Source organism: Bittarella massiliensis (ex Durand et al. 2017) (genome assembly GCF_001486165.1).
Lineage (GTDB): Bacteria > Bacillota > Clostridia > Oscillospirales > Ruminococcaceae > Bittarella > Bittarella massiliensis.
In genome coordinates, this window is sequence record NZ_LN908976.1 from 144,213 (window position 1) to 157,443 (window position 13,231).

Consider the following 13,231-nt stretch of genomic DNA (forward strand, 5'->3'; position numbering starts at 1 on the left):
GCATTTTTCGGCGGCTCTTCCCGGGCGGGGGCTCCCTAGTAGAATGCCCCAAAAAATTTTCCAGATTCCGGTCGGCGGGGGTTGGGAGAGGGGAATTTTGTCAGCCCGGCAGGCGGTTTTTGTGCAGCCATTCCAGGGCGCAGTTGGCGTAGAGGGCCGCCCCGGTGGGCAGGGCCCGGTCGCGCAGGAAGAGGGCGGACTTCTCGGCCCCGTCCGCCCCGCCGTCCCCCGGTTCGCCAAAGCCCAGGTAGAGGTGGGCGGTGGGCACCCGGTTGGAGAGAAAGGAGAAGTCCTCCGACGGCATCACCGGGCCGGCTGCCAGGTCCATCTTCTCGGGGCGGACGATCTCCCGCACAAAGGGGGCCAGTTCGGCCAAAAGGGCGCTGTCGGTGTGGATGGAGCCCAGTTTCAGCTGCTGCTCGATGGAGGCGGTGGCCCGGTAGAGGGGCGGCAGCTTCCAGCACAGCTCCTCCATCCGCCGCAGCAGGTGGGTGCGCAGGTCCGGGTCGTAGGCCCGCAGGGTGCCCCACATCTCGCAGCTGGAGGGGATGATCCCCCCCGGCCCCCCGGCGCGGATGCCGCCGACGGTGAGCACCGCCGTGGCGGAGGGGGGCGTCTCCCGGGCCACCAGCTCCTCCAGGGCCTGGTAGAGGCGGACGGCCACGGCGATGGGGTCGGCGCAGTTGTGGGGCATGGCCCCGTGGCCCCCCAGGCCGTTGACGGTGATGTGGAAGCTGTCGGTGGAGGTGAGCACCCGCCCCGGGTGGGCGCAGACCGCCCCCAGGGGATAGGGCGCCAGGGCGTGCAGGGCCAGGACCGCGTCCACCGGGGGGTCCTCCAGCACCCCGGCGTCCACAATGGCCTTGGCGCCGGGGCAGCTCTTGTCCACCCCCTCCTCGTTGGGCTGAAAGACCAGCTTCACCGTCCCCTCGATCTGGTCCTCCACCCGCTTGAGGAGGCGGGCGGCCCCCAGCAGCATGGCGGCGTGGGCGTCGTGCCCGCAGGTGTGGGCCGCCCCCGGGTTCTGGGAGCGGGCGGGGTGCCCGGCGGGCTCGTCCACCGGCAGGGCGTCGTAGTCGGCCCGCAGGAGGATGGTCTTCCCCCGGCCGCTGCCCACAGTGGCCACCAGGGCGCAGGGGCAGATCTCTTTGGGGGCGTAGCCCTCGTGCTCCAGCTGGCGGCGGATGTGATCGCACCCCTCCTGCAGGTCAAAGCCCAGCTCCGGGTGGGCGTGAAAAAAGTTGCGGTCGGCGGCCATGGCATCCATCATGTCGCCGCGAAAAGCCCGCGCGGACAGCTCGTACATCGGTCGACCCTCTCCTTTTCCCGCCGGGCGCGCCGGCGGCCGTTTCTGTCTCCCACTATACCATCCCCTCCGCCCCCCTTACAAGGACAACCGCCCCTGCAAAAAAAGCGGGGCAGCTCTTTTGAGCTGCCCCGCTGGGGAAAAGGCGATCGGGCGCTTAGACGTAGCTGGCCGGGTTCCTGGCCGAGCCGCCGACGCGCACCTCGAAGTGGCAGTGGTTGCCGGTGGCGTTGCCGGTGCGGCCCACGGCGGCGATCTTCTGCCCGCGGGAGACCGACTGGCCGGCCGACACGTAGAGGGCGCTGCAGTGGGCGTAGAGGGTCTGCATCCCGTTGCCGTGGTTGATGATGATGTGGTAGCCGTAGGGCCCGCTGGTGCTGACCTTGGAGACCACCCCGTCGTCCGCGGCGTAGATGGCGGTGCCGCTGGGGGCGGCGATGTCCATGCCGGTGTGGCCGTAGTAGCCCCAGTAGCCGCAGCTGACATAGCCGCCGGCCACCGGCCACCGCAGGGAGCCGCTGCCGGTGGGGCCGCTGCCGTTATAGGTCTGGGTGCTGCCCGAGTAGGAGGGGGCGGGGACGTTGGTGCCCACCACCTTTTTCTCGGTCACCGGCTCGGAGATGACCTTGGCCGCGAGGATCTCCTTGTCGGTCTCCTCGCCGCCGATGAGGGTCTGCTTGGCGGTGATCTCCTTGACCCCCTCCTGGCCCTGGACCACGACCTTCTCGTAGCCCTTGTTGTAGCTGTTGGTCTCGCTGGTCTCGGTCTCGTAGGGGATGGACTCCTCGTAGGTGATCTCCCGCACCACCTTCACCTGCAGGTAGGGGACCGAGCGCTGCACCCGCACCGGGGTGCCGGCGTAGAGGCTGTCTTCAATGGTGGGGTTGAGGGCCACCAGCTCCGAGAGGGTGACGTTGTTCTTGGCGGCGATGCCGATGGGGGTGTCCCCCGACTCGGCGGTGTAGGTCTTTTCCGCCTGCTCCTCCGAGTGGAGCAGGGCGATGATCTCCTCGTCGCTCTTGACCGTCTCGTTGGGGTAGAGGCCGGTCTTGATCTCCACCGACTTGGAGAAGTCGACGGTGCCCTCGGGGTACTCCTCCACGTAGGGGGCCTTGATGGCCGCCAACTCGGCCTGCAGGGCGGTGGCGTCCACCACGGCGCCCTGCAGCGTCCCGTCCACATAGAGGCCGGCGGCCTCGGTGATCTCCTCGCCGGAGGAGGCGATCAGGGTGTCGGCCAGGGCCTCGGTGGTGACCACCTCGGCCTTGGGGACCACGGCGATGGAGTAGGTGGGACTCTTGATGAACTCGCTCCCCTCCTCGTCCTTGATGGCGATGCGGTCGTTGACCACCTTTTTGGCCTCGTTGAAGGTGGTCTCGCTGTCCACGTAGCCCACCACCTGGTCGTTGTACTCGACCTTGAGGACAAAGTTGAAGTTGAGGATGAGGGCGATGACCGCGGCGCTGACCCCCAGGGCCGCCACCGGCATCAGGTAGTTGAGCACCTTAAAGAGGGTGGGTTTGGTGCGCCCATACCAGTGGCCCAGCTGTTCGCGGCCGGAGCGGTTGGGGTCCTTGTGGGCCCGGTGCACCTCTTTGGCGCCCTGCACCACGTGGTGAAAGGCCCGCTCCAGGGGGTAGGCGATATGCTTTTTCGCCCAGACCAAAAAGAGGGCGAAGCTCTTGCGGATGTTGTGGGGGAGGCGGCGGAGGGCGATCCCCAGGGAGGTGAAGAACTTCTTCATCACCTTGGTGAACCGGGCCCACCGGTGTATGGCCACGGTGCCGACATAGCAGCCGTAGCGGTCAACCCTTTGGAGGATGTATCGACAGGTGCGCTTCCAATCTCTCTTCTCTTTCCCGGTGCCCCCGCTGTGGTCCTGCTCGCCAACGGAACGCTTCTTGCCAAACAGGCCGCCAGACAGATGCGACATCCAATCACTCCTTACTCGCTGTAGTGGTTGCAAATCTTACAGAAAGGTTACAACTTGGTTACTATTATACCTCTGTGCTGTAAGATTTCAACCCCTTTTCCCCGATTTCAAGTATCTTCCAGCGAATCAAAAATGGCAAAAACGGCTTTGCCATGCGGTTTTTTCGCCTTTTGAAAAGTTACAAACTCTGTAACTTTTTGTGATTTCCCCCTGCAAAGAAGCCCATTTTTCCCCTATTCCGGGACTTCCTGCCGCCAAAAGGGGAGGGTTTCCTCCCCCACCGGGCCGCAGAGGGCGGCCATGTCCGCCGGCAGGGGGGCAAACAGCCGCACCCACTCCCCCCTCTCCGGGTGGAAAAAGGCCAGCCCTGCGCAGTGCAGGGCCTGCCGGGAGAGGGCGGCGCAGTCCCCGCCGTAGAGGGCGTCGCCCAGCAGGGGGTGGCCCAGGTGGGCCATGTGCACCCGGATCTGGTGGGTGCGCCCGGTCTCCAGGGAAAAGGCCAGCAGGCTGCGCCCGCCGGGCAGGGGGCGCAGGGTGCGGTAGTTCGTCACCGCCCGCTGCCCGGCCGGGTCCACCCGGCGCAGGCCGCTGTCCTCCCCCGCCCGGGCGATGGGGGCGTCCACCCTCCCCGCAGGGGGCTGGGGGGCGCCGGACACCGCCGCCAGGTAGACCTTTTTCACCCAGGCCGGGCGGGCCACCAGCAGGGAGGCCGCCAGCTGGTTTTTCGCCACCAGCACGCAGCCGGTGGTGTCCTGGTCCAGCCGCCCCAGCACCCGAAAGGGGGCCTGCACTCCCAGCCGGTCGCAGTGGGCGGCAAAGACGTTGGCCAGGGTGTCGGCCGGGTGGGCCCAGGAGGTGTGGCAGGGCATCCCCGCCGGCTTGTCGAAGGCGACGAAGTCCTCGTCCTCCCAGAGGATGGGGACCAGGGTGTCGCAGCGGGCGTAGGTGTTCTCCTCCTCCCGCAGGGTGACTTCCAGCCTGTCCCCCTCGGCCAGCAGGTCCACGGTGCGGACGTGCGCCCCGTTTCGCAGCAGCCCCAGGGGGTCCTTTTTCAGGCGGGTCAGGGCCCGGCTGGAATACCCCTTTCCCTTTAAAAGGGACTTGACCGTCCGCCCGGCCTCCGCCGGGCCGATGGGGTAGACAAATCGGCGCACCGCTCTCCCCTCCCCTCTCTGCGCGCGGCGCAAAACAAAAATCAGTATAGCGCATCCGGCCGAAAAAAGCAAAACGCCGCCGCCCGAATGGCCGGGCGGCGGCGTTGACGCGGTTTGGCAAGACTGCATATCTGCCCTCGCGGGGGTCCTTTTGGCCTACCTCTCGGCGGCCAGGGCGGCGTTGATCTTTTCCGTCAGCTCCTCGGCCATGGCCGGGGTGAAGCGGTCGCCGGTGGCGCCGTCCAGGTGCTGGGCCATCCCCCAGAAGATGACCTTGAAGTGCTCGTCCAGGGCGGGGCCGATCTGTTCGGGCAACAGCAGCCCCTTCTCCACCAGGTAGTCGTAAAAGACCCGGCGGGCGGTGGGGTTTTCCAGCAAGTCGGTGTAGTGGGTGTCGGTGGTCATGATGAAGGGGGCCGCCCGGTCGCTGACAAGCTGCAGCCGCTCCTCCAGGCGGATGTCCCGGGAGTGGGGGCCCACCTGCAGCAAATATTCGCCGCTGTCGGCCACCCAGCCGCAGGCCGGGTCATAGTAGCAGAAGTCCCGGCTGTCCAGCCAGAGCTCCACCCGCTTTTTCTCCCCGGGGGCCAGCTCCACCCGGCAGAAGGTCTTCAGCTCCCGCTCGGGGCGGGGCAGCTTGGAGCAGCGGTCGCGCAGGTAGAGCTGCACCACCTCGGCCCCGGCCATGGAGCCGGTGTTCTCCACCTGGCAGGAGAAGCAGACCCGGCCGGGCAGCGCCAGCTCCCGGGTGGAGAGCCGGGGCTCGCTGTAGGCAAAATCGGTGTAGGAGAGGCCGTAGCCGAAGGGGTAGAGGGGCTCCACCCGCTTTTTGTCGTAGTAGCGGTAGCCGGCGTAGATGCCCTCGCAGTAGAAGTGGCTGTCCCCCGCGCCGGGGAAGTTGAGGTAGGCCGGGGTGTCCTCCAGCCGCTTGGGCAGGGTCACCGGCAGCCGGCCGCTGGGGTTTTGCAGCCCCCAGACGATCTCGGCGGCGGCGCGGCCGCTGCCCTCGCCGGAGAACCAGAGGTCCAGCACCCCGGCCACCCGGTCGATCCAGGGCATGGCCACCGACTCGCCGTTGTAGAGCAGCACCACCGTGTTGGGCTGCACCGCGGCCACCGCCTCGACAAGGGCCTCGGTGGCGGGTTCCAGGGCCATGGTCTTGCGGTTGAAGTCGTCGTCCTCGGGGGGGAGGAAGGCGCCGGCAAAGACCAGGGCCACCTCGGCCTCGGCCGCCACCTTGGCCGCCTCGGCCAGCAGGGCGGGGTCGGTCCGGTAGTCGGCGGTGTAGCCGGGGGCAAACTGCAGCTGGCAGCCGGGGGCGGCCAGGGCGGCCAGCTCGTCAAAGGGGATGTCGGGGCAGCGGGCGTTGATGGCGGCGCATCCGGTGCCGTTGAACTGGGGCTTTTTGGCCAGGTTGCCCAGCACCGCCACCTTTTTCATCCCCGGGCCCAGGGGGAGGACCCCGTCGTTTTTCAGCAGCACGGCGCACTGGGCGGCCGCCTTGCGGGCCAGTTGGTGGTGGGCCTGCCAGTCGATTTGGGGGCGCTCCTTCCCCTCTTTGCTGTAGTGCAGCACCAGCTTGAGGATCTGCCGGCAGCTCTCGTCCAGTCGCTCGGCGGGGATGCTGCCGTCCTCCACCCCGGCGACCAGGGCGTCGACGCAGCTCTTGCTGGGGGGCATCTGAAAGTTGAGCCCGGCCCGAAAGGCCTCCTTGGAGTTTTTGACCGCCACCCAGTCGCTCATCACCAGGCCGTCAAAGCCCCACTGCTCTCTCAAGATGTGGGTGAGCAGCTCCTCGCTCTCGCAGGCCTGCACCCCGTTGACCTTGTTGTAGGCCCCCATCACCGCGCAGGGGCGGGCCTTTCGCACCGCCCGCTCGAAGCCGGCGAGGTAGATCTCGTGCAGGGCGCGGGGCTCCACCACCGAGTCGATCCAGGTGCGCTTGTAGTCGGCGTTGTTGCAGGCAAAGTGCTTGATGCAGGCGGCCACCCCGCCGCTCTGGATCCCCTCCACCATCCCGGCGGCCATCTCCCCCGAGAGGGCCGGGTCCTCGGAATAGTACTCGAACCCGCGGCCGGCCAGGGGGTGGCGGCGCAGGTTCATCCCCGGGCCCAGGAGCATCCCCACCCCCTGGGCCTTGCACTCCTCGGCGATGGCGGCGCCCACCTCCCGGGCCAGCTCGGGGTTCCAGGAGCAGGCCAGGGCCGAGCCCGCCGGGTAGCAGGTGCTGGGGATGGTGCGGGCCAGGGCCTCTTCGCTGTCAAAGGAGAAAAACATCACGTTTTCGTAGAGGTCGTTTTCCTCCTTGTCCTCGCTCCCCTGCTGCAGCCGCAGGCCGCTGGTGCCGTCGGCCATCACCAGGCTGGGCACCCCGTACTGGGGCATGGCCACCGTCTTCCAGTGGGTGGCGCCGGTGCAGAGGCGGGCCTTCTCCGCCAGGGTCATCTTCTGCAGGATCTCTTCGATTTGGTGCATTCTTTGCCCTCCCTTTTTCTTGGCCGCCGCACCCCACAGCGGGTGGACGGCTGTCTCTGACTGCATTGTACCGCAGCGGGAGGGGGACTTTCCTTCCCATTCCCTAAAAAAAATAGGCAAAACTTGCGTTTTTCCGTTGCAGTTTCGGGGCCAATCGGCTACCCTGAGAGGGAGGAGAGGAGGATGCGAGATGACGGAGGCGATCTGGGAGCAGATGCGGCCCACCGGGCGGCTGCTGGGCAATCTCTACATCCACGGGGAGACGGGCATCCACCCGGTCCCCGCCCACTGGCACCCCGAGCTGGAGGTCAACTGCTACCTCTCCACCCCGGTGGAGCTGGTGCTCAAGGGGGAGAGCTTCTCCCTGCCGGCGGGGGCGGTGGCCCTTGTGCCCGGGGGCGAGGTGCACAGCCTGACCCCCCACAAGACGGACGCGCCCGAGGGGATCTCGGTCTTTTTCACCCCGGCCCTGCTGCGGCAAAACGACGCCGGGTTCGACCGGACCGGCTTCCTGCGGGGGCCGGTGGAAAACCCCGCCCTGGCCGGGGCGATGGCCGCCCTGCTCGCCCAGTGGAAGGCCGCGGCGGGCGACCCCCTGGGGCACCTGCTGCTCAACGCCCGGTTTTGCGAGCTGCTGCACTGCCTGCTGCGCGACTGCCGGACGGCGGACGCCCCCCCGGGGGAGGGGAGCGTTCGCCAGTGGGAGCGCTGCCGCCAGGCCCTGGACTTTCTGGCCGGGCACTTTCGGGAGCCGGTGAGCCTGGAGGGGACGGCGGCGGCGCTGGGGCTCTCGGCGACCCACCTGTCGCGGCTGTTCCGGCGCTGCCTGGGCACCGGCTTCAAGGCCCACCTCCAGTCCCTGCGGCTGGACTGGGCCCTGGGACAGCTGGACGGCTGGGAGGGCGGACTGCTGGACCTGGCCCTGGCGGCTGGCTTTGCCGACTACCGGGCCTTCTGCGCCGCCTTCCGCCGCCGCTTCGGGGTGACCCCCCTGCAGTACCAAAAGGGGCGGCAGATGGGGGAGGAGCCCTTCTCCCGCGCCCCCTGGATCGGCTGGGAGCGGGGCGAGGGGACGACCGCCGGGTGATATGGAAGGGGGAAGGACAGTGAAGAAATGGTATGCCCGCTGTGGGCTCTGGTTTCCGGCGATCGGCATTCTGCTGGTGTTGGCGAGGGAGTGCGCCCTGTCCTCCTCCCGCTGGCAAAACCTGCTGCCCCTGGCCAACCTGCCCCTCACCGCCCTGCTGCACTGGCTGGCGCCGGGGGTGCTCTCCCCCCTCTCCAGCGGGGTCTCCCTCACCCGCTGGCAGGCGCTGGCGCGGTGGCTGCCCTACTACCTGCTCTTTGTGCTGAGCTATCTGGGGTACGGGTTGCTGCTGGACCGGCTCCTGCGGCGGAAAAATCGCCGCTGACGGACAAAACAGGGGACCGCCGACAGCGGTCCCCTGTTTTTCTTCCCCATTCAAATGGAAATCAGCGAAAGTGCCCGGTAAGGGTCGCCTCCTGCAACACGTGGCCCTGGATGGCCTTCAGCAGCTGCTTTTTCCGCGAAGTGGGGTGCAGCTTCAGCCGGCAGTCGAGGGCAAAGACCTGGAAGCGGTAGCGGTGGGACCAGTGAAAGGGGGGCTTGGGTCCCCGGTACCGATTTTTGCCGTAGCCCACCCCCTGCACCGCCAGGCCCAGGGGACCCGTCGGATCGCCCCCGGGCAGGCCGCCGAGGAGGAGGATGACGGGCGGGATGTTCCAGACCACCCAGTGGTTGTAGGCCGGGATGGGGTGGTCCAGGTCGTCCATCAGCAGGGCGAGGGTGACCGCCTCCTTGCAGAGCCCGCTCAGGGCCAGCTCGGGGGAGCGGTCCGCCCCGTAGCCGGTGCACTCGATGGGGATGAGCCCCCCCTCTTCAAAACAGGGGGAGGAGAGGGTCAGTTCTTTCACGCTGCAGTTCCCCTTTCTCTTTTTTCGTTTCGCCCTTCGCCCCCCGCCGCGGCAAAAGAGAGGCCCCGGCGCGGGTGGCCGGGGCCTCTCCTGTGCGCCCGGGCACAGGGGATCTCTTGGGCTGTTAACCCGCTTACTTGCAGACTTCCACCGACCAGCCGGCGGGGCCCTCGACCTTGCCCCACTGAATGCCGGTGAGGGTGTCGTAGAGGCGCTGGGAGACGGGGCCGATCTGGCCGCCGCCGATCTCCATCACCTTGTCGCCCCACTTGAGCTCGCCCACCGGGGAGACCACGGCGGCGGTGCCGGTGCCGAAGCACTCCTTGAGCAGGCCCTTGTCGTAGGCCTCGGCCACCTCGTCGATGGCCAGGCGGCGCTCGCTGACGGTCAGCCCCCAGCTGGCCATCAGCTCCAGGGCGGACTTGCGGGTGATGCCGGGGAGGATGCTTCCCTGCAGGGCGGGGGTCACCACCTCGTCGCCGATGACGAAGAAGATGTTCATGGCGCCCACCTCTTCGATGTAGCGCCGCTCGACCCCGTCGAGCCAGAGGACCTGGGCGTACTTCTGCTCAGACGCCTCCTCCTGCGCCTTGAGGCTGGCGGCGTAGTTGCCGCCGGTCTTGGCAAAGCCCATCCCGCCCCGCACGGCGCGGACGTAGGACTTTTCGACGTAGATCTTGACCGGGTCGAGCCCGGCGGCGTAGTAGGGGCCGGAGGGAGAGAGGACCACCACGTAGTAGTAGCTGTTCGAGGCGTGCACCCCCAGCTTGCCCTCGGTGGCGATGATGAAGGGGCGGATGTAGAGGGAGGCGTCGGGGATGTGGGGCACCCAGTCGCGCTCGATCTCCACCAACTGCTCCAGGGCCTTCAGGCAGAAGGCCTCGTCCACTTTGGGGATGCACAGCCGCTCGCAGGAGGTGTTGAGCCGCTTGAAGTTCTCCTCCGGGCGGAAGAGGAGGATGCGGCCGTCGGCGGCGCGGTAGGCCTTCATCCCCTCAAAGACCTCCTGCCCGTAGTGCAGGCACATGGCGGCCGGGTCCAGCGGCAGGGGGCCGTAGGGCTTGATGACCGGGTCGTGCCAGCCCCGGCCCTCGGTGTACTCCATCACGAACATGTAGTCGGTGAAAATCGAGCCGAAGCCCAGCTTGCTCTCGTCCTGGGGTTTGGCTTTGAGGGCGGCGGCCCGCTCGAATTTGATTTCGGTCATGGTACTCTCTCCTTTTTTCATGGCTTTTTTCCATTGTAACACGCGGGGGGCGGTTGTCAATCGCCCGCCGGGCGGGAGAGACGCCCTAGTAGGCGACCCCCTGGGCCAGCATGGCGTCGCAGACCTTGGTGAAGCCGGCGATGTTGGCCCCCACCACCAGGTTGCCCCGGCGGCCGTACTTCTCGGCGGCCTCGTAGGCGCTGTGGAAGATGCCCACCATGATACCCTGCAGCTTCTGGTCCACTTCTTCGGCGCTCCAGCTGTAGCGCATGGAGTTCTGGCTCATCTCCAGCCCGGAGGTGGCCACCCCGCCGGCGTTGGCGGCCTTGGCGGGCCCAAAGAGGACCCCCGCCTGCAGGAAGGCCTCGACGGCCTCGGGGGTGGAGGGCATGTTGGCCCCCTCGGCCACGGCCATCACCCCGTTTTTGATGAGGGCGGCCGCGCCGTCGGCGTCCAGCTCGTTCTGGGTGGCACAGGGGAGGGCGATGTCGCAGGGGGTGTTCCAGATGCCGCGGCTGCCCTCGGTGTAGGTGGCGCCGGAGACCCGGGCGGCGTACTCGCGGATGCGCCCGCGCTCCACCTCTTTGATCTGCTTGATGACCGCCAGGTCGATGCCCCGCTCGTCGACGATGTAGCCGGCGGAGTCGGAGAGGGCGATGACCTTGGCCCCCAGCTCGGTGGCCTTCTGGGCGGCGTAGATGGCCACGTTGCCCGAGCCGGAGATGACCACCGTCTTCCCGGCGAAGGAGTCGCCCTTCATCTTGGCGAGCATCTCCTGGGTGAAGTAGCACAGGCCGTAGCCGGTGGCCTCGGTGCGCACCAGGCTGCCCCCGTAGGTGAGGCCCTTGCCGGTGAGGACGCCGGTGAACTCGTTTTTCAGCCGCTTGTACTGGCCGAAGAGGTAGCCCACCTCCCGCGCGCCCACGCCGATGTCCCCGGCGGGCACGTCGGTGTCGGGGCCGATGTGGCGGTAGAGCTCGGTCATAAAGCTCTGGCAAAAGCGCATGATCTCCAGGTCGGACTTGCCCTTGGGGTCAAAGTCGGAGCCGCCCTTGCCGCCGCCCATGGGCAGCCCGGTCAGGCTGTTTTTGAACACCTGCTCAAAGCCCAGGAACTTGATGACCGAGGCGTTGACGGTGGGGTGCAGCCGCAGGCCGCCCTTGTAGGGGCCGATGGCCGAGTTGAACTGGACCCGAAAGCCCCGGTTGACCCGCACCCTGCCGCCGTCGTCCACCCAGGGGACGCGAAAGACGATCATCCGCTCGGGCTCGACCATCCGCTCGATCACGCCCCACTTCTCGATTTCCGGCCGGGCCTGGATCACCGGCTCCAGGGACTCCAACACCTCGCGCACGGCCTGCAAAAATTCCGGCTCCCCGGCATTTCTCTTGCAGACGGCGTCGTAGACTGTGGTGAGGTACTCGCTTTGAAAGGACATACTCATTTCCTCCTTCTTCTCCCCGCAGGGTGTGCTTTCATACTTTATATCGGTACAGTATGGAGTTATTGTACTGCGGGAAACCCCGCCAATGCAACTATTTTTGCGAGAAAGCCGCCAATCGCCGCCACTTTCAGAGCATTTTATAGTTCACTGGGCGGCAAACCGGCTTTGCTTTGTGAAAAATTGCAAGGACCGGGCACCCCAAATTGCAAAGTGGCGGTTTGGCTTGCGAACGGGCCGAACTCCTGCTATAATAGACACGCTCGAAACAGCGTGACAACTGCAAACGACACAACGGCGGGCGGCAAGGCCCGCGCGCGAAAGGAACATCGCTATGACCTGTAAACAGTGCGGCGCATACCTCCCCGACGACGCCACCTTCTGCCCGGTCTGCGGCTGTGCCAAAGACCCCGGCCAGGGGGCCGGGGCACAGCAGCAAGCCGGCGGGTACCAGCAACAGGGGCAGCCCTATCAGCAGTCCTACCAGCAGCAGGGCCAGGGGTATTACCAGCAGCAGGGCGGCCAGGGGCACTACTGCAGCACCTGCAACAACTTCCTGCCCGCAGGCACCGCCGTCTGCCCCTACTGCGGGGCGCGCCAGTACGTGCCGGGTTACCCCCAAAAGTCCAAGGTGGCGGCCGGGGTGCTGGGCATCCTCCTGGGCGGTTTCGGCGCCCACAACTTCTACCTGGGCTACACCGGCAAGGCGGTCTTGCAGTTGGTTTTGACCCTGTGCAGCTGCGGCATCGCCAGCCTCTGGGGCTTTATCGAGGGGATCTTGATCCTCACCGGCTCCATCGGCACCGACGCCAACGGCGTCCCCCTGAGCAACTGATCTCTGTTTTCCAGCGAGTAGACCATGTGGCGGCGCGCGAGGCTCGAAAGGGCCCGCGTGAGGAAAGTCCGGGCTCCATCGGGCAAGGGTAACTGCTAACGGCAGCCGAAGGCGACTTTAGGGAAAGTGCAACAGAAAGAAACCGCCGGGGTCCCCCCGGTAAGGATGGAAAGGCGAGGTAAGAGCTCACCAGCGCACAGGAGACTGTGCGGCTCTGTAAACCCTACCCGGAGCAACACCGCACAGAGGGCAGATGGGCGCCCGACCCGTCCTCGACAAGGTGGCTAGAGCTGCGCGGCGACGCGCAGTCGAGATAGATCGTCACACATGACAGAACCCGGCTTATGGTTTAGTCGCTTGAAAAAGGCCCGGCGCACAGCGAGAGCTGCGCGCCGGGCTTTTCTTCTGTGCGGCCGCCGTCAGGGAAACCGGGCGGCAAAGCTGCCCGAGCGCTTCAGGGTCGCCGAGAAGAGATAAAAGCGGACCGGCCCCTCCCCCTGTGCGGGGAAGGAGGCGCTGCCTCTGTCGCGGTCAAAGAGGGCGCACCGCCAGGGAAACAGCTCCTCGCTGGACAGGGGGCTGCCGTCAAACAGTTCCTGGAAGGCGGCCTTCTGGCCGGTCAGGTCCGCGGCGCAGGCCTCCTTCAGCTCGCCCCCCTCAAACAGTTCCTGCTGAAACTGCACCGTCACCTCTTCACCCCGGCGGTACATCTGGGTGAGGCGGAAGGGCACCCCCTCCACCGCAAAGGGGATGTCGAGGGCGCGGCGCTGCCCCTCCTCCAGGGCGGGCAGGGCGATGAAGTCCTCGCCGTCGTCCCGCCCGCAGGTGACGCACAGCCCCCAGAAGCGGACGGCCGTCACCCGCTCCCCCGCAGGCATCCCCTGAGGGACATAGACCTCCGCCCACCGCTCCTTCATCGCGCACCGCCTCCTCTCACCAATGGAT

General features: G+C 67.0%; 11 protein-coding genes and 1 other RNA gene. 4 read left to right on the forward strand and 8 right to left on the reverse strand.

The annotated features are described in order from the left end of the window. Positions 1 to 100: 100 nt before the first annotated feature. The 4 genes from BN3266_RS04125 to BN3266_RS04140 form a co-directional block, all read right to left on the reverse strand. Positions 101 to 1,306 carry a M20 metallopeptidase family protein gene (locus tag BN3266_RS04125; protein ID WP_059004011.1) on the reverse strand — a complete coding sequence of 402 codons (1,206 nt, stop codon included), beginning with the start codon at positions 1,304 to 1,306 and terminating at the stop codon, positions 101 to 103. A gap of 157 nt (positions 1,307 to 1,463) precedes the next feature. Further along, positions 1,464 to 3,239: a M23 family metallopeptidase gene (locus tag BN3266_RS04130; protein WP_059004013.1), complete on the reverse strand. Its 1,776-nt coding sequence runs from the start codon at positions 3,237 to 3,239 to the stop codon at positions 1,464 to 1,466. A 233-nt stretch (positions 3,240 to 3,472) separates the two neighbouring features. Continuing rightward, positions 3,473 to 4,393 (reverse strand): RluA family pseudouridine synthase, encoded by a 921-nt coding sequence (locus BN3266_RS04135; protein ID WP_059004015.1) that lies wholly within the window; start codon positions 4,391 to 4,393, stop codon positions 3,473 to 3,475. Positions 4,394 to 4,549: 156 nt separating this feature from the next. Next, complete coding sequence (locus tag BN3266_RS04140) at positions 4,550 to 6,868, reverse strand: beta-glucosidase family protein (protein ID WP_059004017.1); 2,319 nt, start codon at positions 6,866 to 6,868, stop codon at positions 4,550 to 4,552. Between the two features lie 190 nt (positions 6,869 to 7,058). Between BN3266_RS04140 and BN3266_RS04145 the strand changes: the two genes are divergently transcribed. Both BN3266_RS04145 and BN3266_RS04150 read left to right on the forward strand, forming a co-directional pair. Beyond that, positions 7,059 to 7,955, forward strand: a complete 897-nt coding sequence (locus BN3266_RS04145; RefSeq protein ID WP_021661180.1) for a helix-turn-helix transcriptional regulator — start codon at positions 7,059 to 7,061, stop codon at positions 7,953 to 7,955. 19 nt (positions 7,956 to 7,974) lie between these two features. Then, a complete protein-coding gene (locus BN3266_RS04150; RefSeq protein ID WP_059004019.1) occupies positions 7,975 to 8,280 on the forward strand; it encodes a hypothetical protein in 306 nt (101 codons plus the stop codon). A 61-nt stretch (positions 8,281 to 8,341) separates the two neighbouring features. Here the strand turns inward: BN3266_RS04150 and BN3266_RS04155 are convergent, their stop codons facing one another. The 3 genes from BN3266_RS04155 to gdhA form a co-directional block, all read right to left on the reverse strand. Next, positions 8,342 to 8,803 carry a YbhB/YbcL family Raf kinase inhibitor-like protein gene (locus BN3266_RS04155; protein ID WP_059004021.1) on the reverse strand — a complete coding sequence of 154 codons (462 nt, stop codon included), beginning with the start codon at positions 8,801 to 8,803 and terminating at the stop codon, positions 8,342 to 8,344. Positions 8,804 to 8,936: 133 nt separating this feature from the next. Next, a complete protein-coding gene (locus BN3266_RS04160) occupies positions 8,937 to 10,010 on the reverse strand; it encodes a branched-chain amino acid aminotransferase (RefSeq protein WP_082671644.1) in 1,074 nt (357 codons plus the stop codon). A gap of 85 nt (positions 10,011 to 10,095) precedes the next feature. Then, positions 10,096 to 11,448 (reverse strand): NADP-specific glutamate dehydrogenase, encoded by a 1,353-nt coding sequence (gene gdhA / locus BN3266_RS04165; protein ID WP_059004024.1) that lies wholly within the window; start codon positions 11,446 to 11,448, stop codon positions 10,096 to 10,098. A gap of 337 nt (positions 11,449 to 11,785) precedes the next feature. On the opposite strand from gdhA, the gene BN3266_RS13430 reads away from it, so the two are divergent. Continuing rightward, entirely contained in the window at positions 11,786 to 12,286 is a 501-nt protein-coding gene (locus BN3266_RS13430; protein WP_082671645.1) for a TM2 domain-containing protein, read from the forward strand. A 14-nt stretch (positions 12,287 to 12,300) separates the two neighbouring features. After that, an RNA gene (rnpB, locus tag BN3266_RS06985) (RNase P RNA component class A) lies at positions 12,301 to 12,646 on the forward strand. Positions 12,647 to 12,705: 59 nt separating this feature from the next. Here rnpB and BN3266_RS04175 read toward each other — a convergent pair. Beyond that, the gene (locus BN3266_RS04175; protein ID WP_059004026.1) at positions 12,706 to 13,203 is read right to left on the reverse strand and encodes a hypothetical protein; all 498 of its coding nucleotides are present in this window, start codon (positions 13,201 to 13,203) and stop codon (positions 12,706 to 12,708) included. Positions 13,204 to 13,231: the final 28 nt, after the last annotated feature.

Excerpts from the sequence above, each read along its gene's own strand:
- BN3266_RS04145 (WP_021661180.1), top strand. The coding sequence starts at position 7,059 with ATGACGGAGGCGATCTGGGAGCAGATGCGGCCCACCGGGCGGCTGCTG.
- gdhA (WP_059004024.1), bottom strand. The coding sequence starts at position 11,448 with ATGTCCTTTCAAAGCGAGTACCTCACCACAGTCTACGACGCCGTCTGC.
- BN3266_RS13430 (WP_082671645.1), top strand. The coding sequence starts at position 11,786 with ATGACCTGTAAACAGTGCGGCGCATACCTCCCCGACGACGCCACCTTC.
- BN3266_RS04125 (WP_059004011.1), bottom strand. The coding sequence starts at position 1,306 with ATGTACGAGCTGTCCGCGCGGGCTTTTCGCGGCGACATGATGGATGCC.
- BN3266_RS04175 (WP_059004026.1), bottom strand. The coding sequence starts at position 13,203 with ATGAAGGAGCGGTGGGCGGAGGTCTATGTCCCTCAGGGGATGCCTGCG.
- BN3266_RS04130 (WP_059004013.1), bottom strand. The coding sequence starts at position 3,239 with ATGTCGCATCTGTCTGGCGGCCTGTTTGGCAAGAAGCGTTCCGTTGGC.
- BN3266_RS04140 (WP_059004017.1), bottom strand. The coding sequence starts at position 6,868 with ATGCACCAAATCGAAGAGATCCTGCAGAAGATGACCCTGGCGGAGAAG.
- BN3266_RS04160 (WP_082671644.1), bottom strand. The coding sequence starts at position 10,010 with ATGACCGAAATCAAATTCGAGCGGGCCGCCGCCCTCAAAGCCAAACCC.